Source organism: Rhodococcus sp. NPDC019647 (assembly GCF_044389235.1).
GTDB lineage: Bacteria > Actinomycetota > Actinomycetes > Mycobacteriales > Mycobacteriaceae > Rhodococcus_F > Rhodococcus_F oxybenzonivorans.
Map to the genome: position 1 here is coordinate 122,120 of NZ_JBIRXS010000017.1, position 20,259 is coordinate 142,378.

At 65.4% G+C, this 20,259-nt stretch carries 18 protein-coding genes; 11 read left to right on the forward strand and 7 right to left on the reverse strand.

All coding sequences use genetic code 11. The features are described 5' to 3' along the window. Nucleotides 1–180 precede the first annotated feature (180 nt). Genes catA through catC form a run of 3 tightly spaced genes read left to right on the forward strand, consistent with a single transcriptional unit; the run spans nt 181 to nt 2,471 of the window. Entirely contained in the window at nt 181–1,023 is an 843-nt protein-coding gene (catA, locus tag ACH49N_RS25660) for a catechol 1,2-dioxygenase (RefSeq protein ID WP_159923631.1), read from the forward strand. 29 nt (nt 1,024–1,052) lie between these two features. Continuing rightward, nucleotides 1,053–2,174 carry a muconate/chloromuconate family cycloisomerase gene (locus ACH49N_RS25665; protein WP_358275266.1) on the forward strand — a complete coding sequence of 374 codons (1,122 nt, stop codon included), beginning with the start codon at nt 1,053–1,055 and terminating at the stop codon, nt 2,172–2,174. Nucleotides 2,175–2,189: 15 nt separating this feature from the next. Next, the gene (catC, locus tag ACH49N_RS25670; RefSeq protein WP_109333824.1) at nt 2,190–2,471 is read left to right on the forward strand and encodes a muconolactone Delta-isomerase; all 282 of its coding nucleotides are present in this window, start codon (nt 2,190–2,192) and stop codon (nt 2,469–2,471) included. A gap of 70 nt (nt 2,472–2,541) precedes the next feature. On the opposite strand, the gene ACH49N_RS25675 is transcribed toward catC, so the two are convergent. After that, a complete protein-coding gene (locus ACH49N_RS25675) occupies nt 2,542–3,732 on the reverse strand; it encodes an ROK family transcriptional regulator (RefSeq protein WP_358275264.1) in 1,191 nt (396 codons plus the stop codon). A gap of 151 nt (nt 3,733–3,883) precedes the next feature. On the opposite strand from ACH49N_RS25675, the gene zwf reads away from it, so the two are divergent. The 5 genes from zwf to ACH49N_RS25700 all read left to right on the forward strand — a co-directional run bounded on the left by zwf (nt 3,884) and on the right by ACH49N_RS25700 (nt 10,702). Next, nucleotides 3,884–5,380 (forward strand): glucose-6-phosphate dehydrogenase, encoded by a 1,497-nt coding sequence (zwf, locus tag ACH49N_RS25680; RefSeq protein ID WP_358275263.1) that lies wholly within the window; start codon nt 3,884–3,886, stop codon nt 5,378–5,380. Then, nucleotides 5,377–7,230, forward strand: a complete 1,854-nt coding sequence (gene edd, locus ACH49N_RS25685; protein ID WP_358275261.1) for a phosphogluconate dehydratase — start codon at nt 5,377–5,379, stop codon at nt 7,228–7,230. The genes zwf and edd overlap by 4 nt, the downstream gene beginning before the upstream one ends. A 12-nt stretch (nt 7,231–7,242) precedes the next feature. Then, the gene (gene eda / locus ACH49N_RS25690; protein WP_317765104.1) at nt 7,243–7,869 is read left to right on the forward strand and encodes a bifunctional 4-hydroxy-2-oxoglutarate aldolase/2-dehydro-3-deoxy-phosphogluconate aldolase; all 627 of its coding nucleotides are present in this window, start codon (nt 7,243–7,245) and stop codon (nt 7,867–7,869) included. Nucleotides 7,870–7,898: 29 nt separating this feature from the next. Further along, complete coding sequence (locus tag ACH49N_RS25695; RefSeq protein WP_358275259.1) at nt 7,899–9,077, forward strand: ROK family transcriptional regulator; 1,179 nt, start codon at nt 7,899–7,901, stop codon at nt 9,075–9,077. A 170-nt stretch (nt 9,078–9,247) separates the two neighbouring features. Next, a complete protein-coding gene (locus ACH49N_RS25700; RefSeq protein WP_358275257.1) occupies nt 9,248–10,702 on the forward strand; it encodes a sugar porter family MFS transporter in 1,455 nt (484 codons plus the stop codon). Nucleotides 10,703–10,706: 4 nt separating this feature from the next. Here the strand turns inward: ACH49N_RS25700 and ACH49N_RS25705 are convergent, their stop codons facing one another. Next, nucleotides 10,707–11,432 (reverse strand): FadR/GntR family transcriptional regulator, encoded by a 726-nt coding sequence (locus ACH49N_RS25705; protein WP_109333811.1) that lies wholly within the window; start codon nt 11,430–11,432, stop codon nt 10,707–10,709. 167 nt (nt 11,433–11,599) lie between these two features. Here ACH49N_RS25705 and ACH49N_RS25710 point away from each other — a divergent pair, with 167 nt between their 5' ends. Together ACH49N_RS25710 and ACH49N_RS25715 are read left to right on the forward strand one after the other, a co-directional pair. After that, complete coding sequence (locus ACH49N_RS25710; RefSeq protein ID WP_358275256.1) at nt 11,600–12,994, forward strand: gluconate:H+ symporter; 1,395 nt, start codon at nt 11,600–11,602, stop codon at nt 12,992–12,994. Between the two features lie 11 nt (nt 12,995–13,005). Further along, the gene (locus ACH49N_RS25715; protein ID WP_358275255.1) at nt 13,006–13,530 is read left to right on the forward strand and encodes a gluconokinase; all 525 of its coding nucleotides are present in this window, start codon (nt 13,006–13,008) and stop codon (nt 13,528–13,530) included. A 31-nt stretch (nt 13,531–13,561) separates the two neighbouring features. Here ACH49N_RS25715 and ACH49N_RS25720 read toward each other — a convergent pair whose 3' ends face one another. Beyond that, on the reverse strand, nt 13,562–15,022 hold the full coding sequence (locus ACH49N_RS25720; RefSeq protein ID WP_358275253.1) for an MFS transporter: 1,461 nt from the start codon (nt 15,020–15,022) through the stop codon (nt 13,562–13,564). Nucleotides 15,023–15,193: 171 nt separating this feature from the next. On the opposite strand from ACH49N_RS25720, the gene ACH49N_RS25725 reads away from it, so the two are divergent. After that, the gene (locus ACH49N_RS25725; RefSeq protein ID WP_236603204.1) at nt 15,194–15,466 is read left to right on the forward strand and encodes a MarR family transcriptional regulator; all 273 of its coding nucleotides are present in this window, start codon (nt 15,194–15,196) and stop codon (nt 15,464–15,466) included. A 3-nt stretch (nt 15,467–15,469) separates the two neighbouring features. Here ACH49N_RS25725 and ACH49N_RS25730 read toward each other — a convergent pair whose 3' ends face one another. The 4 genes from ACH49N_RS25730 to ACH49N_RS25745 form a co-directional block, all read right to left on the reverse strand. Next, a complete protein-coding gene (locus ACH49N_RS25730; RefSeq protein WP_358275252.1) occupies nt 15,470–16,273 on the reverse strand; it encodes a transglutaminase family protein in 804 nt (267 codons plus the stop codon). Nucleotides 16,274–16,334: 61 nt separating this feature from the next. Then, nucleotides 16,335–17,174: an alpha/beta hydrolase gene (locus ACH49N_RS25735; protein WP_159923654.1), complete on the reverse strand. Its 840-nt coding sequence runs from the start codon at nt 17,172–17,174 to the stop codon at nt 16,335–16,337. A gap of 87 nt (nt 17,175–17,261) precedes the next feature. Further along, a complete protein-coding gene (locus ACH49N_RS25740) occupies nt 17,262–18,875 on the reverse strand; it encodes an NAD(P)/FAD-dependent oxidoreductase (protein ID WP_159923656.1) in 1,614 nt (537 codons plus the stop codon). An 83-nt stretch (nt 18,876–18,958) separates the two neighbouring features. Next, the gene (locus ACH49N_RS25745; protein ID WP_358275251.1) at nt 18,959–20,176 is read right to left on the reverse strand and encodes a cytochrome P450; all 1,218 of its coding nucleotides are present in this window, start codon (nt 20,174–20,176) and stop codon (nt 18,959–18,961) included. Between the last annotated feature and the right edge of the window lie 83 nt (nt 20,177–20,259).

Consider the following 20,259-nt stretch of genomic DNA (forward strand, 5'->3'; position numbering starts at 1 on the left):
GTGCACGGAAGTCGGGGTTGACATTTCAATGTGACTGCGCGCACAGTAGGTATGTACGCATAGCGTGATAGTAGTACGCACAGCGTACATACGCAAGACCTCGGCGCGTGAACACCCACCGTGTCGCCCACAACTCGATATCAGCCTTATCCGCTTCCCTCCCAGCCCAAGGAGAAACAGATGACCACCACCGAGAGCCCCACCGCCGCCGGATCCGGCTCCGCAGCCACCGACAAGTTCAAGTCCGAACGCGTCAGCGCCGACACCTCGCCGGAGCGGCTCGCGGCGATCGCCAAGGACGCCCTCGGCGCGCTCAACGACGTGATCCTGAAGCACGGCGTCACCTACCCCGAGTACCGCGTGTTCAAGCAGTGGCTCATCGACGTCGGTGAGGGCGGGGAGTGGCCGCTGTTCCTCGACGTGTTCATCGAGCACTCCGTCGAAGAGGTTCTCGCCCGCACCCGCAAGGGAACCAAGGGCAGCATCGAGGGACCGTACTACATTGCCGGTGCGCCGGAACTGCCCTCCACCTGCACCCTGCCCATGCGCGAGGAAGACAGGAAGATCACCCCGCTGGTCTTCTCCGGCCAGGTCACCGACCTCGAGGGGAACGGGCTCGCCGGCGCGAAGGTCGAGCTGTGGCACGCCGACAACGACGGCTACTACTCGCAGTTCGCCCCGCACCTTCCCGAGTGGAACCTGCGCGGCACGATCATCGCCGACGAGGAGGGCCGCTACGAGATCACCACGATCCAGCCGGCGCCCTACAAGATTCCGACCGACGGCCCGACCGGTCAGTTCATCGAGGCGCAGAACGGGCACCCGTGGCGTCCCGCGCACCTGCATCTCATCGTGTCGGCTCCCGGTAAGGAGTCGGTGACCACGCAGCTGTATTTCAAGGGCGGCGAGTGGATCGACAGCGACGTCGCGTCCGCCACCAAGCCCGAGCTCATCCTCGACCCGAAGACCGGTGACGACGGCAAGAACTACGTCACCTACAACTTCGTGCTCGACCCCGCGTGAGCTGTTCCACCCGTAGAGAGAGTGATTCGATGACCGACCTGTCTATCGTTTCCGTCGAAACGACGATCCTCGATGTGCCGCTGGTGCGTCCCCACAAGTTCGCCACCACGTCGATGACGGCGCAGCCGCTGCTGCTCGTCGCCGTCACCACCGCGGGCGGCGTGACCGGTTACGGCGAGGGTGTCGTCCCGGGTGGCCCGTGGTGGGGCGGCGAATCGGTGGAGACGATGCAGGCGATCGTCGAGCGTTACCTCGTCCCGGTCCTGCTGGGGCGGGGTGTCGACGAGATCACCGGAATCATGTCGGACATCGAAAGGGTGGTCGCGAACGCGCGTTTCGCGAAGGCCGCCGTCGACGTCGCATTGCACGACGCCTGGGCGCGCAGCCTCGGTGTGCCGGTGCATACGCTGCTCGGCGGAGCCTTCCGGGACAGCGTCGAGGTCACCTGGGCTCTCGGCGCCGCTCCCGCCGAGGAGATCGTCGAGGAGGCCCTCGGCCTCGTCGAGTCGAAGCGGCACTTCAGTTTCAAACTGAAGATGGGCGCCCTCGACCCGGAGGTCGACACTGCCCGGGTCGTCCGGATCGCCCAGGCACTGCAGGGTAAGGCCGGCGTCCGTATCGACGTCAATGCCCGCTGGGACCGGCTCACCGCGCTGAAGTACGTGCCCCTCCTCGTCGAAGGCGGCGTCGAACTGATCGAGCAGCCCACCCCCGGTGAACAGCTCGAGGTCCTCGCCGAACTCAACCGGCTCGTCCCCGTCCCCGTGATGGCGGACGAAAGCGTCCAGACGCCGCACGATGCTCTCGAGGTCGCGCGGCGCGGCGCGGCCGACGTCATCGCCGTGAAAACCACCAAATGCGGTGGGCTCAGGCGCAGTCGGGAGGTGGTGGCCATCGCCAAGGCGGCCGGCATCGCCTGCCACGGAGCCACGTCCATCGAGGGACCGATCGGCACAGCAGCGTCCATTCACTTCGCCTGCTCGGAACCCGGCATCAACTTCGGTTCCGAACTGTTCGGACCCCTGCTGTTCAGCGAAGAACTGCTGCAGCAACCACTGCGGTACGGCGACGGCAAGGCGCATCTGCCCGAAGGTCCCGGGCTCGGAGTCGAGCTCAACATGGATGCCGTCAAGACTTGGACCAGGAACTGAGGAGAACACCACCCGATGGCACTCTTTCACGTCCGGATGGACGTCAACATCCCCCGCGACCTCGACCCGGACGTCCGGGACGAGACCATCGCCAAGGAGAAGGCCTACTCTCAGGAGCTGCAGCGCTCCGGTAAGTGGCCGGAAATCTGGCGAATCGTCGGAAAATACAGCAACATCAGCATCTTCGACGTCGACTCGGCCGACGAACTCCACGAAATACTGTGGAATCTGCCGCTGTTCCCTTACATGAACATCGAGATCACAGCGCTCACCCGGCACGGTTCCGACGTCAAGTAGGCGGCTTCGCCGCCCGTGCGCCCTTTTGGTAGCTGGGGCAACCAGAAAGGCGCACGAGGCGCGGAGCGCCCTATTTCTGCTGGGCGAGGAGCCGGTCGACGGCCCGCACGCTGAGGACGTGGTCGAGTGCCATGGTGGCGCTACCGACCACCCCGGACAGCTCCCCGTGCGTCCAGGGCAGAATCTGTAGCTGCTGTGTGGCCACGGCAATAGCGTTGCCGTACAGGGTTTCCCGAAGTCCGGCGACAAAGGTGTCGTAGGCCTGTGCCATGTCGCCGCCGACGATGACGACCTCCGGGTTGAGGAGATTGACCACGCCGGACAACACTTCGCCGATCTGACGCCCGCTCTCCCGAATCATCCGCCGCGCTTCCGCGTCGCCCGCGAGCGCCAGCGTGATCACGTCGCGGATGTGGGTGACGTTGCGCCCCTGTCCCTGAAGGTTGCGGACCAAGGCCCACCCACCCGCAACGGCCTCGACACATCCCACGTCGCCGCAGCGGCACACCACACCTTGTGCTGCTGCGGTTTTCGTATGCCCGATTTCACCGGCAGCGCCGAGAGCGCCCCGCTGAAGGGCTCCTCCGGACACGATCCCGGCACCGAGGCCGGTGGATGCCTTGATCAGGAGCATGTCGGCGAAGTCCCGGCGCTCTCCACGCCGCTCCGCCAGAACCATCACGTTGGCGTCGTTGTCGACGAAGACGGGCGCATCGGTCACCTCGGCGAGAAATGGTTGCAACGGCACCCCGTCCCACCCCGACATCATCGGTGAGTTGAGGCTGCACCCGCGCTCGATGTCGACGGTGCCGGGCAGGCTGATTCCGACTCCCACGGTGCGGCGGGCCGTCTCACCCAGGCTCTCGCGAAGCGCGGTCAGGCGTTGCGCAATGACCGGCATCAATTCCGCTGGGCTCGTGCCGATTTCCTGCTCGACGTCCTCGACGACGAGGACGTCCCCGGCCAGGTCGCAGATCGCGAGCTGGGTGCGACTCCGGCCGATCGCGGCGGACAGCACCACCCCTGCCTGAACGTGGAAGGAGAGCTTGACCGGTGGCCGGCCGCCGGTCGAGACGCCTTCTTCTCGTTCCACGACGAGTCCGGACGCCTGCAGTGTCGAGACGCGGGCCGCGACTGCCGTGCGGGACAGGCCGGTGAGATTCCCGATCTCGGTTCGGGTGGTTGCTTGGCCGTCGCGGATGAGCGCGAAGACGTCGCCGCCCGTCGCCGGGGAAGTAGTCGATCGTGGCGTCGTCCGCATACGGCCATTCAACCAACCCGGACGCTCGACTGACAACGTAAGCAAAGCGTCTTTGTTCTCAAAAATACGTAAGTCTGTATTGATTGAGCGCCGAAGGTGCCCTACTCTCGTCTGTGACGGCCCACACATTGGCTTTCAGAGGGAGAATGACATGCCACCTGCGAACACGGTCTTTCCAGCCAAGACGGTGGATCCCTGCGACTTCGTCGTCTTCGGCGGAACAGGCGACCTCGCCGTCCGAAAGCTGCTTCCGGCGCTCTACCTGCGCGATCGCGACGGACAGCTTCCACCGGAGACCCGGGTGATCGGCGCCTCGCGAGCGGGCCTCGATACCGAGGGCTACCGGGACAAGGTCCGGGGGGAACTCGCGCGTTTCGTCCCGAATGATCAACTGGATGCGCAGACGTGTGACCGATTTCTCCGTCGGCTCGAGTACGTGAGCGTCGACCTCGCCGATCCCGACACCTGGACGGGCATCACCGAAGGTCTCGCGGGGCGGGAGGAGCTCATCCGAGTCTTCTATCTAGCCTGCGCACCGGGACTGTTCGGGCCGATCTGCGAGAACCTGCAGTTACACGGCCTTGCGAGTGCGCAGTCCCGGGCGGTACTCGAGAAGCCGATCGGACACGACCTCGCCTCGGCACGCGCCGTCAACGACGCGGTCGGCGCCGTATTCGACGAATCGCAGATCTTCCGCATCGATCACTACCTCGGCAAGGAGAGTGTGCAGAACCTTCTGGTCACTCGCTTCGCCAATACGTTTCTCGAACCGTTGTGGAATTCCACGTCCGTGGACCACGTGCAGATCAATGTCGCGGAATCGCTGGGTGTCGGGAGTCGCGGGGGGTACTACGAGTCGGCGGGAGCGCTGCGCGACATGCTGCAGAACCACCTGCTGCAGTTGCTGTGCCTCGTCGCGATGGAACCCCCCACCTACGTCGATCGTGAGACTGTGCGCGACGAAAAGCTGAAAGTGCTTCAAGCGCTGAAGCCCATGAGCCCGGACGACGTCGAACGGTGCACCGTCGCAGGACAGTACGGTCCCGGACTGGCCGAGGGTGTGGCCGTTCCCGGCTACCGAGACGAGGTCGAGAACCCCCACAGTCGCACCGAGACGTTCATTGCCGTGAAGGCCGAGATTCAGAACTGGCGGTGGGCGGGTGTGCCGTTCTACCTGCGCACCGGCAAACGGATGGACCGCAGATGCTCGGAGATCGTGGTGCAGTTCAAGCCCGTCCCGCACCCGATGTTTCCCGGCAGTGAAGGCCACAGCGAACCCAACCGTCTCGTGATCCAGCTCCAGCCCCACGAGGGCATGCGATTGCACATGACGGCCAAGGAACCCGGCCCCGGTGGTATCCGCCTGCGGCCGGTGTCGTTGGACCTCAACTACATCGAGACATTCAAGCGGCCGTCGCCGGATGCCTACGAGAGGTTGCTGATGGACGTGGTTCGGGGCAACCCGACCCTGTTCATGCGCCGCGACGAGGTGGAGGCGGCATGGGAATGGGTGGAACAGATCCTTGTCGGCTGGGACCGTTCCGAACGGCTCCCGCGCCGGTATCCGGCGGGTACCAACGGACCCACCGACGCCACCACTCTCATCGAGCGCGACGGACGCACCTGGCACGAAGGAGTTCCCGCATGACCGAAACACCCACACCGCCTGCCGACGTGCACCCCGTCCTCGCCGCCGTCACCGAGCGGATCATCGAACGCAGCAGGCCCGAGCGCACTACTTACCTGAACCGGATCCGGCAGGCGGGCGACCACGGACCGGCCCGCGGCAAACTGGCCTGCGCGAACCTCGCGCACGGCTTCGCCGCGTCCGGCCCGGCCGACAAGAAGGCGCTGCGCAGCTTCGTCAAGCCCAACATCGCGATCGTCTCGTCGTACAACGACATGCTGTCGGCGCATCAGCCGTTCGAGCATTTCCCGCGACAGCTGAAGGCCGCGGTCATGGAGGCCGGTGGCATCGCCCAGTTCGCCGGTGGTGTTCCCGCGATGTGCGACGGCATCACCCAGGGCCGCGACGGCATGCAGTTGTCGTTGTTCAGCCGTGACGTGATCGCGATGGCGACGGCGATCGGACTGTCACACGACATGTTCGACGGCGCGCTGATGCTGGGCGTGTGCGACAAGATCGTGCCGGGAATGCTTATCGGCGCATTGGGTTTCGGGCACCTGCCGACGATTTTCGTTCCGGCCGGACCGATGACGTCCGGTCTGCCGAACAACGAGAAGTCCCGCGTTCGCCAGCTCTACGCGGAGGGCAAGGCCGAACGTGAGGAACTGCTCGACGCGGAGGCGGCCAGCTACCACGGCGCAGGCACCTGCACGTTCTTCGGCACGGCCAACTCCAACCAGCTCCTCATGGAGGTCATGGGCCTGCACTTGCCCGGATCGAGCTTCGTGAACCCCGGTACACCGCTGCGTGATGCACTGACGTCCGAAGCGGGGAAGCGCGTCACCGGGCTCACCGCACTCGGCGACGATTACACACCGGTCGGCGAGGTCGTGGACGAGCGTGCCGTGGTCAACGGCTGTGTCGCGTTGCTCGCGACCGGCGGATCGACCAACCACACCATGCACCTCGTCGCGATCGCCCGGGCCGCGGGCATCACGCTGACCTGGGACGATCTGGCGGAGCTGTCCGCGGTCGTGCCCTTGCTCGCCCGCATCTACCCCAACGGCTCGGCGGACGTGAACCACTTCCACGCCGCCGGCGGCCTCGGCTACGTGGTCTCCTCCATGCTCGATGCGGGCCTGCTGCACGAGAACGTGAAGACCGTTGCCGGTCCCGGACTCCGCCGTTACACGGAAGAGCCGAAGCTGTCCGGTGACGGCGTCGAATGGCAGCCGGGTACGCGAATCAGCCTCGACACCAGCGTGTTGCGCGGACCGGAAGACCCGTTCGACGTCAACGGTGGGCTCAAGATGCTCACCGGGAATCTGGGTTCGTGCGTGATGAAGACGTCGGCCGTCCACCCGGACCACCGCGTCGTGACCGCGCCGGCCAGGGTGTTCGACGACCAGCTCGACTTCCTCGCCGCGTTCGAAGCGGGCACGCTGACAGGCGATTTCGTGGCCGTGCTCCGGTACCAGGGCCCACGCGCCAACGGCATGCCCGAATTGCACAAACTCACACCGGTACTCGGTGTTCTGCAGGACCAGGGCCGGAGGGTCGCATTAGTTACCGACGGCCGGATGTCCGGCGCCTCGGGAAAGGTGCCGGCAGCTATTCACCTCACCCCGGAGGCGGCCGCAGATGGACCGCTCGCGCGTGTGCGTGACGGCGACCTCCTGACCGTCGATGCCGTGACCGGATCTGTGAACGTTCACCTCGACGACGAAGAACTGGCCGCACGTCCGGCGACCGGTCGTGCGCTCGGTGCCGACGAATGGGTCGGCACGGGGCGTGAACTCTTCGCCGGACTCCGCGCCGCCGTCGGACCGGCCACCCAGGGCGCCAGCGTCTTTCATCCCCAACCCGCTTAAGGAGCAACTCCAGTGACTGCCAATCCTTCTCTCCTCGACCGTGTCCCGGTCATCCCTGTCGTCGTGATCGATGACGTTGCACATGCCGTTCCGGTGGCGCGCGCGCTGGTGGCCGGCGGCATCCCCATGATCGAACTGACCCTGCGCACATCCTGCGCACTCGACGCCATCAAGGCGATCGCGACCGAGGTGCCGGACATCTGCGTGGGTGCAGGCACCATTGTGGAACCGGACCAGGCGGCGCGTGCAGCAGAAGCCGGTGCCCAGTTCCTGGTGTCGCCGGGTAGCACCGAGTCGCTGCTGAAGGCGATGACCGACACCGGTCTGCCGCACCTCCCCGGTGCCGCGACCGTGTCCGAGGTGCTGTTCCTCCTCGAACACGGCTACCGGGAGCTCAAGTTCTTCCCGGCCGAGGCGTCCGGGGGTGCCAAGTTCCTCGGCTCGATTCATTCGCCCGTTCCCGCTGCCAGGTTTTGCCCCACCGGCGGGGTGTCGACCTCGAATGTGCGGGACTATCTGGCACTGCCCAACGTCGGGTGCGTCGGCGGATCCTGGCTCACGCCCTCCGACGCCGTGAAGCAGAAGGACTGGGAGCGGATCAGCGCGCTGGCCAGTGAGGCGGCAGCACTCGCTCGTTAGGCCGAGCACGCGCGCGGTACGGTGAGGTCGTGCGAGACAAGGAAAACGGTGATCCAGGACGGCCGGGCTCGCAGTCTTCGCTGAAGTCCGCTAATCAGCACCGAGTGGTGCGCGCCCTGCAGATGTCGGGCGAGCTGACCCAGGCCGAGATCGCCCGGCGCACCGGTTTAGCTCCCGCCACCGTCTCCAACATGGTCAAGGAACTGACCGCGGCCGGGATGGTCACCGTGCCTGACGGCGACCATCCCGGCCAGCGCGGTCGGGCGGTGCGACTGACGCGGAAGATGGGGCTCGCGGTCGGGATCGACTTCGGGCACCGCCACCTCACCGTCGCAGTCGCCGACATGGCACACGATGTCCTGGCCGAGGAGAGGGTCGAACTCGCAGCCGGACATCGCGCCGAAGAAGGCGTGGTGCAGGCGGGCAGCCTTCTCGACGCTGCCCTCGACCGTCTCGGCTGCGACCGCACGTCCGTCCTGGCCGTCGGCATGGGCCTGCCCGCGCCGCTCGAGACCGATACCGGTGAGGTCGGTGGCCCGTCGATCCTCCCCGGCTGGGTGGGTGTCGACGCCGCCGCCATCGCGTCCGATCATCTCGGTATCGCCGTCCACGTCGACAACGATGCCAACCTCGGTGTATTGGCCGAGCACATGTGGGGCGCAGGCCGGGGAACCACCGATCTCGCATACATCAAACTGTCCGACGGTGTGGGCGCCGGCCTCGTCCTCGACGGCCGGCTCTACCGTGGAAGAGGCGGCACCGCAGGCGAAATCGGCCACGTCACTCTCGACGAGTTCGGTCAGGTATGCCGTTGCGGCAACCGAGGATGCCTCGAGACGCTCGTCGCCTCCCACGTCGTCATCGCCCTGCTCGAGCCGAGCCGCGGCACCGGCCTGAGTATCGCCGACGTCGTCGCCATGGCCGAGAACGGTGATGCCGCCTGCGTCAGGGTGCTCGCCGACACCGGCAGGCATGTCGGCGTCGCAGCCGCGAGCCTCTGCAACCTCCTCAACCCTGAGCGTCTCGTCATCGGCGGGGAACTCGCCCTGGCGGGCGATTTGCTGCTCGGTCCCCTCCGTGAGGTCCTGGCGCGTTACGCCGTGCCCAGCGCAGTGCGATCGCTCGAGGTGCGTGTCGCCGAGTTGGGTTCCCGGGCCCAGGTGCTCGGTGCCGTCGCGCTGGGCTTGCGTTCTGCGCTACCTGCCTGACTCAAGGTATTCATTCCCGAACATCACACCCAGCATTTCGGGCTCTTATGTTCATAGGTTGACGATTCGCGGCTTTCTTGCCTACTGTGGTCCACACCACATTTACTGCGTGCGCCTTCGCCGCGCGGCGGGTCTCGGCCTCGCATACCCCCTTCCTCCCGAGGAGTCCCATGACCGAAAACGTTCTGTCACCCGGCGCAAACGTGCCGCCCGGCGACACAGGGGAGGGCGCAGCTGTGCCCTTCCGGATCGCGGCTGTCGCTGCCCTGGGCGGCCTCTTGTTCGGATACGACAGCGCGGTGATCAACGGCGCGGTCTCGGCGATCGAAGGCAAGTTCCAGGTCGAGTCGGCCTTGCTCGGCTTCGCCATCGCTTCGGCCCTGCTGGGCGCTGCCGCGGGCGCCATGGTGGCCGGCCGCATCGCCGACCGGTACGGACGGCTCGTCACGATGCAGGCTGCGGCGGTGATGTTCCTGCTCAGCGCGCTGGGGACGGGGTTCGCCCCAGATGTCGAAGTCCTCGTGGTTTTCCGCATCGTGGGCGGCCTCGGTGTCGGCTTGGCCTCGGTGATCGCCCCTGCATACATCGCGGAAATTTCTCCGGCCCGAGTGCGAGGACGCCTGGGTTCACTGCAGCAGCTCGCGATCGTCACCGGCATCTTCGTCTCGCTCCTCGTCGACTACGCGCTGGCCGCCCTTGCCGGCGGGTCCCAGGAGGAATTGTGGTTCGGACTCGAAGCCTGGCGATGGATGTTCCTCGCCATGTGCGTTCCCGCGCTCGCGTACGGACTGCTGTCGCTGACCATCCCCGAATCGCCCCGCTACCTGATCGCCCAGGGTCGTCTCGGTGAGGCCCGCGGCGTTCTCGCAGTGCTTCTCGGGGAGAAGGGTCTCGACCTCAAAGTCGAGAGCATTCGTGCCACTCTTGCTCGCGAGAACGAACCCTCCATCAAGGACCTGAAGGGGCCGGCGTTCGGTCTCCTGCCGATCGTGTGGATAGGGATCGGTCTGTCGGTCTTTCAACAGTTCGTCGGCATCAACGTGATCTTCTACTACTCGAGCGTTCTGTGGCAGGCGGTCGGTTTCGATGAGGGCAGTTCGCTGCAGATCACCGTCATCACCTCGGTGGTCAACATTGCGACCACTCTCATCGCGATCGCGTACATCGACCGGGTGGGCCGTCGACCGCTCCTGATCATCGGCTCGGCAGGCATGGCCGTGACACTCGCGACCATGGCCGTCATCTTCGGCACCGCATCCACCACCGTCGTGAACGGGGTGACAACTCCCCAGCTCACAGGCCTGCAGGGGCCGATCGCGCTGATCGCCGCCAACCTCTTCGTGGTGGCCTTCGGAATGTCGTGGGGGCCCGTCGTCTGGGTCCTGCTCGGAGAGGCCTTCCCCAACCGCATCCGGGCGGCGGCTCTGTCCCTGGCCGCCGGCGCACAATGGGCGGCGAACTGGCTGATCACCGTGAGCTTCCCGTCGATGAAGGACTTCTCGCTCGGCATCTCCTACGGCTTCTACGCCGTGTGCGCAGTGCTGTCGCTCGTCTTCGTCCTCCGCTGGGTCAAAGAGACCAAAGGCGTGGAACTCGAAGCCATGCAATCGGATCCGGTGGTATAGGTACTCAGCGCTCGGCGTCGTCCTTCAGTTCTTCGATCGCGGTGGCGGATTCGGTGACGATCGCCCGCATGGCCGCTTCCGCGGCAGCCGCATCGCCCCTCTGAACGGACGAAGCGACGACGCCGTGGAGCGCAATGGCCTCGTCTTCGGCGACGTGCGGCATGAGCGAATGCCGGGTCCTGCCCTCGAGAACCTCCACCACGATCTGCGACATCGCCCTCAGTAAGGGATTGCCCGAGGCGGCCAGCAACGTCCGGTGAAAGTCGGAGTCGTGGCCGAGATAGGCGTCGGTGTCCGCAGCCCGGGCGGTGGACGCCATGCCGATCACTGCCGCTGTGAGCGCGCCACACTGTTCCGGTGTGGCGCGCTCTGCTGCGAGACGGGCCGCGAGAGGCTCGATACCCGACCGCAACTCGCTCAGACTGGACAGCTGCTCGAAGCGCTGTGGCCCGGCCAGCTTCCATCGAATGACACTGGGGTCGAGGGAATTCCAGTGGTCCTCGCCGAGGACGGTGATGCCTACTCTGCGTCGCACCGCGAGAAGTCCCAATGATTCGAGTACGCGTACCACTTCCCGGACCACGGTGCGGGAGACGGAGTACTGCGTCACCACGTCGTCGGCCGAGATGCGGGTGCCGGGCGCGACGACACCCGCCACGATGTCGCTTCCCAACCGGTCGAGCACCGTCTCGTGCAATTGCCGGTACTCGACGGCGTCTGAGTTGGTCATTCGCCGATGCTCCCATGGTCGCCCGCACTGAACACACATTGACGCCCATCTTGCCCTCTAAGTACTACGTAATAGCTACGCATCTTGTAATCGTAGGATTTATGAGGCAAAGTGACGGGCATCACGAACATGGGTCGAGTCCACCACCGATAACCCGGGAGCAACAGATGGGTACCGCTTCACTACTCGCCGCCGCGGACAGCGCCGGTCATGACGCGCGCTTGATCACGGCCGCCGTCGTCGGCGTCGCCGCCATCATCGCGATGATCACCTGGCTCAAGCTGCATCCCTTTCTCGCGTTGGCGATCGGTGCCGTCGGTGTCGGAATCGCTGCCGGGCTCGGAGCCACGGATTCAGTGACCGCTTTCGTGGAGGGCTTCGGCGCGACGATGGGAAGCGTCGGCATCCTCATTGGGTTCGGCGCGATGTTCGGAAAGTTGCTTGCCGACTCCGGTGGCGCAGATCGGGTGGTCGACACGCTCGTCGGACGTTCCGGGCCACGCACACTGCCCTGGATGATGGCTCTGGTCGGTGCGGTCATCGGATTACCGATGTTCTTCGAGATCGGCCTCGTGCTGCTGATGCCGGTGATCATCCTGGTAGCTCGACGGTCGGGCCTGTCGTTGATGCGCATCGCCATCCCCACCCTTGCCGGTTTGTCGGCCATGCACGGCCTCGTCCCACCGCACCCCGGACCACTCGTCGCGGTGTCGGCTCTCAACGCCAATCTGGGGCTCACTCTCGCGCTCGGTGTGGTCGTGGCCATTCCCACCGTGATCGTGGCCGGCCCGCTGTTCAGCAAGCTGGCGGCGCGCTGGGTGGACGTGCCGGTACCCGAGCTGTATGTCACCACCGAGGACCTCGAGGGTGCCGAGGCGGCCGCCGAGCGTCAGCGCCCCGGTTTCGCGGCAACCCTCGCCGCCATCCTGCTGCCCGTCGTCCTGATGCTGGGTAAGGCCATCGCCGACGTCATCGCCCCCGATTCGGAGGCCGCCGCCAAGAATTTGCTCGACTTCCTCGGAACTCCGGTCGTCGCGCTCGGCCTGGCCGTGCTCGCCGGGATGGTGCTACTCGGCCGCGGTGGCGGTATGGACCGCAAGGCCATTGCGTCGTCGCTCGAGAGTTCGCTGCCCCCCATCGCGGGAATCCTCCTCATCGTCGGAGCGGGCGGCGGATTCAAACAGGTTCTCATCGACACGGGTATCGCCGATGTGATCGCCGAAGCAATCAAGGGCAGCGCCCTTCCGGTGCTGTTCCTCGCCTGGCTGGTCGCGGTGTTGATCCGCGTCGCCACGGGCTCGGCCACCGTCGCGACCGTCACCGCATCCGGGATTCTCGCCCCGGTCGCTGCCGAACTGACGTCCACACACGTGTCCCTGATGGTTCTCGCCATCGGCTCCGGATCACTCTTCCTCTCCCACGTCAACGACGCCGGCTTCTGGCTCGTCAAGGAGTATCTGGGAGTCACGGTGGTCCAGAACCTGAAGACATGGACGGTGATGGAGTGCATCATTTCCGTGACCGGCCTGGCCGGTGTCCTCGCGCTGAGCGCGTTCATCTGAGGGACAGACCAATGACGCGTAACAACATGACAATTCCGGTACTGGTACTGATGGGTGTGTCCGGGTCGGGGAAGTCCACGGTGGCCGGAATCATCGCCGGCGCCATGGGATGGGACCTGCAGGAGGGTGACGCCCTGCATCCGCAGGCGAACGTCGCGAAGATGGCGTCCGGGCAGCCGTTGACCGACGAGGACCGGTGGCCGTGGCTCGACCTGATCGCGGCCTGGATCAAGGACCACACCGACAAGCGTCTCCCGGGAATCATTACGTGCTCGGCCCTCAAGCGCAGCTATCGTGACGTGCTGCGCGGCGATCAGGTCGTGTTCGTCCATCTCGCCGGATCGAGAGAACAGATCGGGCAGCGACTGACTACCCGGCTCGACCATTTCATGCCGGCTTCGCTCCTCGACACGCAGATTTCGACGCTCGAGCCGATCGAACCGGACGAGAACGCCATCGTCGTCGACGTGGGTGGTTCGCCCACCGAGGTGGCCGCCGACATCATTACGCAGCTCGAGCGCCGATTGGCGAGCTGAACTTCGCCCTGCAACTTCCTGGCCGTCATCGCTACGCCGGGTTGATCACCCGGCGAAGCAACGGTGAGACGGTGACCAGGAGGCCGGCCAGCGCGACCCCGGTGACGAGTACCAGACCCGAATGGAACTGGTGGAAGCCGGTACCGCTGATGCTGGTCGCGGCATGTGAGCCGGCGGTGACCAGTGCAGTCGTGAGTGCCAGAACGAGTGCGGCACCCACCTGTGCAGAGGTCTGCACCAGTCCCGAGGCCAGGCCCTGCTCGGAGTCGTCGACGCCCGACGTGGCCTGGGCCATGATCGAGGTGAATCCGAAAGCGAACCCCACCCCCAGCAGAATCACACTGGGCAGGATGGCGAAAACGTAGTTCGGATCGTCACTACCGGCGAAGAGGAACCACAGGTAGCCCAGGCTCAGGGACGTCAGCGCGGCGATGATCATGCGTGCCGTGCCGAAAGCATCGATGAGCCGTCCGACGAACGGTGATCCGAAGGCCACGATCACGCCGGCGGGGAGCAGGCCCAGGGCCATCTCCAGGGGTGACCAGCCCAGTACCGACTGCAGGAAAATTGTCATCATGAATTGGAAGCTCAGGTAGGAGCCGAACAGCGCGACGATGCTGAGGTTGGCCCGAACGATCGTTCCTACCCGCAGGATGCTCAGTCGCACAAGTGGATGTGCCACCCGCCGCTCCGCCACGAAGAACGATGCGAGAAGTGCTGCGGCCAGCGCGAAGGACCCCAGAGTGAGCGGTTCCGACCATCCGCGCGCCGGCGCCGACACGACGGTGTACACGGCGAGCAGCATCCCGGACACCAGTGTCGCTGCTCCGACCACGTCGTGCCCGCCCGTGTCGGCTGCTCGGTCGCGCGGAATCAGGATGGTTCCGGCAACCAGTGCGAGAACTGCGAACGGCACGGGCATGAGGAAGGTCCAGCGCCAGCCGGCGCTGGTCAGGAGGCCACCCAGGATCAGCCCGGACGAGTAGCCGCTTGCTCCGAACACCGAGAAGATCGACAACGCCCGGTTGCGCGCCGGGCCCTCCTTGAACGTCGTCGTGAGGATCGACATCGCGGTCGGCGCGGTGAACGCCGCGGCCAGTCCCTTGACGAAGCGGCTGGCGATGAGCAGCGTGCCGTTGTCGACGAGACCGCCGACCAGGGACGCGACGGCGAACACGGTGAGGGCGATCAGGAACACCCGACGCCGCCCGAGCAGGTCGGCGGTGCGGCCACCGAGTAACAGCAGTCCGCCGAATCCCAGGACGTAGCCGTTGATAATCCATTGCAGCGAGGTGGTCGACAGTCCTAGTTCAGTGCCGATGGAGGGCAGCGCGACGCCCACCATCGACACGTCCAGACCGTCGAGAAACATTACGAGGCACAGCACGGCGAGGATGCCCCAGAGGCGGGGAGTCCAGGTCTGCTCGGTCGGCGGGGTGGTCTCGAGGATAGTCACAGAGGGAATGTAGATGCACATGCAATCAATGCGCAAGCACTAATTTCGTATGCATTTAATTCCTTTGCATCTAATTCGTTCGCGCGCTAGGATGCGGACATGGGATCGAATGCAGACCTGCGCGACACGTGGAGGCTGCTTGCAAGCAGGTACAACGACATAGCCTGCGAGTTGGACCGTGAGATGCAACACGCTCACAGCTTGAGCATGAGTGATTTCGAGACGCTCGACCGCCTCATGGACGCCACCTGCGACCGGCCTCGCATGCAGGACCTGGCCGCAGAGATGTACCTCAGCCCCAGCGCGTTGTCCCGCAGCGTGGCCCGACTCGAGAAAGCCGGCCTCGTCGCCCGTTCCTTGTGTGAAGCAGATCGGAGGGGCGTGTTCGTGGACGTCACCGAACACGGGCGGCAGGTGCACGCCGACGCGAAGAAGATTCAGTTGGCCGTTCTCAACGAAAAGCTCTCGGACGCAACCTGACCGTCAGGTCAGTGAGGTCGGAGTGCGGTAGTCGTCGGAGGGGAATTCGCCGTCCACCACGGCGGTGACAACCGTGTTCTCGAGGGTGATGGCCCCGCCGTGGTTGTCGAGAAACGCTGTGTCGGCGGCGTCGCGACCCGTCGCGATCCGCATCAAAGATTCGCGCGGGGCGAGTTGCGTTGGGTCGACCACCCGCCACTGCTCGTCGACGAACGCCTCGACCACGGCGTGAAAATCCATCGGATCGCACCCCGGTGCGTACACCGCCACGAGGCGGGCGGGGATGGTGACGGCGCGCAGAAGCGCCACGGTGAGGTGTGCGAAATCACGGCATACCCCAGCGCCGGAAAGCATGGTGTCTACCGCGCTGTCGGTGGATCTGCTCGATCCACCCTGGTACAGCAACCGTGACCCGACCCAGTTCGTGATGTCCTGCACGAGTTCGGCCTTCGGCTTGGATAGATCGAACTCGCCACCGGTGAATCCGAAGAACTTGTCCGCCTCGGCATATCGACTGGGCCGCAGGTACTTCGAGATGTCGTAATCGGTGATCGGCGGCGGATCGCCCTTGCCCGCAACGGAAGCCGAGTACTCGACGTGAAGTGATCCCGGCGCTACCTCGAGCAGGTGCACGCGAGTACCGTGCTCTGCCAAGATCTCCCGTGCATCGATACGGTCGCCGCCGAGAGTGAACGTCAGCGACTCCGACAATTCGGAGGCCGGATTCCGCGCCACCGCAATCTTGAACTCGAGACTGGTGGCGTCGGTGACCTCGATGTCGAGAGTGGCGGAGACGTGACGTTTCATCAGCCCATCCTGGCATCCCCCGAACAGGTGTGCAGTGCACCCCTGCCGCGGACGCGCGCGATCAGCTCTGAACGCGGGGGCGCAACCAGTTCAGCAGGTCGTCGAGAACCTCTTCGTTCTCAGGTTCGTTGTACACCTCGTGGTAGAGGTTTTCGTAGATCTCGACCGTCAGATCCGGAGAACCGGCGTACTCGGCAATCAGTTCGGTACCACGGACGCTGGCGAGTCCGTCCTCCTTGCCGTGCTGGAGCAGGAGCGGGATGGTCAACGATGGCAGCCGCTCGGGCAGCTTCTCCGCGGTGACGATCATGCCGCGGGCGATGCCGGCAGGAACCTTCCCGTGATGCACCAGCGGATCATCCTCGTAGGCCGATACGACAGCCGGATTGCGGGAAATGAGCTTCGCGTCGAGTGACTCCACCGGCAGCCCGGGAAGGAACCGGCCCACGAGCTTGCCGATCTCGACGACCACCCGCGGCGTGCCGCTGGTGATGTCGACGGCGGGCCCCGACAGCATCAAGGCCTTCAAGTCCTGCTGATGATCGAGCGCGTAGGACAGGGCGATGGCACCCCCCATGCTGTGGCCCAGGAGGAAACGATCGGTGCCGGGCCAGTCGGTGGATGCAATACCGAACAACTGGTGCAGGTCGTCGGTGAACTCGGTCCAATCCCGCAGATGAACTCGCTTGCCACCCGATCGTCCGTGGCCACGATGATCGGGAGTGTAGATCGCGAGGTCGAGTTCGCCGAGCCGTTCGATCACGTGGTCGTAGCGCCGGGCATGCTCGCCGAATCCGTGGCAGAGGACCAGCACGCCGCGGGGGCGACGGTCCGGGAGCCACACGTCGTAGGCGATGCGGACTCCACCGACACCGGCGAAGGATGATTCTCGATGGTGCATGACGCCCCTTCGTTGTCCCAGTTCGACGACTCAGATCATCGCACGGTAAGGGGGCTCGGCAAGGCGTGAATCACGGGACGCGCGGGATCATTTCTCGAAGGGTTTCCCTTTCGGGCCCTTCGACAAGAGGTCGATGACACTGGTCGAGGTGCGCCGTCGCAGCCAACCACGCGGGCCGTCCGCACTCAGCGCGGCGTGGGCGGCATTCAGCCCGCAGACGCCATGGACGCCACCGCCCGGGTGAGCCGAGGAACTGCCCAGGTAGAGACCGCTGATCGGCGTCTCTGCGCGGGCATTGCCCGGTCCTGGCCGAAACACCAGCTGCTGGTGGAGCTGCGCAGTCCCGCCGTTCACGGCGCCCCCGACGAGGTTGGCATTGGACGCCTCCAAATCGGAGGGTCGCTGGACGACGCGCCCGACGACGATGTCCTTGAACCCGGGCGCGTGCGCCTCGAGCACGTCGTCCACCCGCTGTGCCAGCAGTTCGGCGGACGCGTCGTCGCTGACGCCGCGCGGAAGATGCGTGTATGCCCACGCACTTTCGGTCCCCTCGGGTGATCTCGTCGGATCCGAGGTGGTCATCTGCCCGAACAGCAGGAACGGAGTCTCGGGGACGGTTCCGGTGGTCAGATCGGCCATCCAATGCACGAGTCCGTCGTCGCCGGCCCCGAGATGGACAGTGCCCGCCCCGGCAAGGCTGGCGGAACGCCACGGAATCTTGTGCGAGAGAGCATAATTCACCTTGACAACCGGTGTGTCCCATTCGAAGTGCCGGAGATCGTCGCGCAGCCGGGACGAGACGGCGGCGTCCGGGAGCAGCGATCCGTAGAGGGCCGGTGCCGAAACGTCGGCGACCACGGCCCGGCGCGCGAGGAAGTGTGCACCCGACGCCGTTCGCACGCCGACGGCGCGCCCGGCACGCACGTCGATGGCGGTGACGGCGTCGTTGTAGTGATACTGCGCCCCGGCGCGTTCTCCTCGTCGCACCATGGCGGCTGCCAGCTCACCCGCCCCACCCATCGGCACAGGGTAGCCGTGGTCCTGGGCGAGCATTGTCAGGATGTAGCCCATGACGCCGCTGCCGGCGGAGTCGGGCGGAACGTCGGCGTGCATCGCGTTGCCGAGCAGCAGCACGCGGGCAGCCTCGCTGCGGAACAGCTCGTGAGCCATCCGCCGGGCAGGAAGCAGGAGGAACCGAGCCAGCCGCAGAGTGTCCGCAGTGCCCAGTTGCCGCAGCAGGCGACCCGGGCCGCGCACGGGCGGGAACGGGCTGAACAAGGTGTTGATCAACGGGTCCTTGATGTCGTGCCATTGCTCGATGAGCTGCATCCACGCGTCACCGTCGCCGGGCTGCCTGCGTTCGAGATCCGCGGCGGTGTCCGCGGGATCCGGATGAATGACGGGCGCATCCTCGTCGTCCGCCGATCGGGCGTGTCCGAGGGCTTTGGGTGCGTAACTCCACCGCAGCCCGTGCGCTTCGAGGTCGAGCCCGCGGATCGCAGGGGAGACCGCGGACAGCGGATAGAAGGCGCTGAACAGGTCGGAACAGTAACCGGGCACGAGCTCCGCGGATCGCACGGCGCCACCCGCGGTGGGCTGTGCCTCGACAACTGCGACATCCCACCCTGCGTCCGCCAGAGTCGCGGCAGCGACGAGGCCGTTGGGGCCGGATCCGATGACCACTGCGTCAACGTTGTTCACTCTCTCAGCCTGACAGAAAAACCGGAAGGCCGCAGCCTGCCCGTCGAATAGCTATGGCTGGTCGTTGTTTTCGCGGCCCCCCGTCACGAAGGAGCCGCCGGCGTGAACTGGACGGGCAGGTGTTTCAGGCCGTTGATGAAGTTGGATCGCAGTCGCTGGGCGGGCTCGGTCGGCTCCATGTCGGGCATACGACGCAGAATCTCCGCGAGCACCACCTTCATCTCGGCCCGTGCGAGGTTGGCGCCCAGACAGAAATGGTGACCGCCGCCGCCGAACGCAACGTGGTGGTTGGGGGAGCGGTCGATGTCGAACGCATAGGGGTCGTCGAATACCGCTTCGTCGCGATTGCCGGAGATGTGCCAGACCACCACTCGATCACCCTCGGCGATCTCCACACCACCGAGCACGGTGTCGGTGGTCGCGGTGCGCCGGAACTGCATGACCGGGGTGGCCCAGCGCAGACCCTCCTCGATGAGGGAGTCGAGCTTGGCTGGATCGTCGAGTACCTTCCGGCGCTGGTCGGGGTGTTCCATCAGGGCCAACTGCGTGTGCGAGATTGCGTTGCGGGTGGTCTCGTTGCCGGCGACCGCGAGCAGCATGAAGAACATGTTGAAATCGAGTTCGCTGAGTTTCTCACCGTGGACGTCGGCCTTGATCAACGCGGTCGCGATGTCGTCGCGCGGATGCTGCTGACGGTCCTCGAACATCGATTGGCTGTACGCGAACATCTGAGCGGCGGCGTCGCGCTCCTGACCTGCCTCGCCATGGAACTCGGGGTCGCTCGAACCGATCATCTGGTTGGTCAGGTCGAAGATGAGTTTACGATCCTCCTGCGGTACACCCAGGAAGTCGGCAATCGCCTGCAAAGGAAGTTCTGACGCCACATCGACGACGAAGTCGCATTCGCCCCGTCCGATCACCGCATCGACGATCGTGGTGGCCCGGCGCGCGAGGATGTCGTGGAGTTCACCGATCCGCCGCGGTGTGAAGCCCTTGCTGACGATTTTGCGCAATGCCGTGTGGTCGGGCGGATCCATGTTCAGCATCATCAATTGCTGGCCGGCCAGATCCGCGGGGTCGAGGTCGTCGATGTAGGTGGCGCCTCGCCAGGACGAGTAGGTGGTGGCATCCCGGTTCACTGCCACGATGTCCGCGTGGCGGGTGACGCACCAGAACGGTTGACCTCTGTGGTCGTAATGCCGATAGATCGGTGCATCTCGTCGGAGCGTGGCGAACATCTCGTGTGGCACGCCGTTCACATACGTGTCCGGGTCGTAAAGATCCACGTCTTCGAGCTGCACGGTACCTCCTGAGCCTCCCCATCGAGAATACGTTCTAGTTCGGGAGGATGGGGCGGCATGAGCGCACGCATGCAAAAACGGCC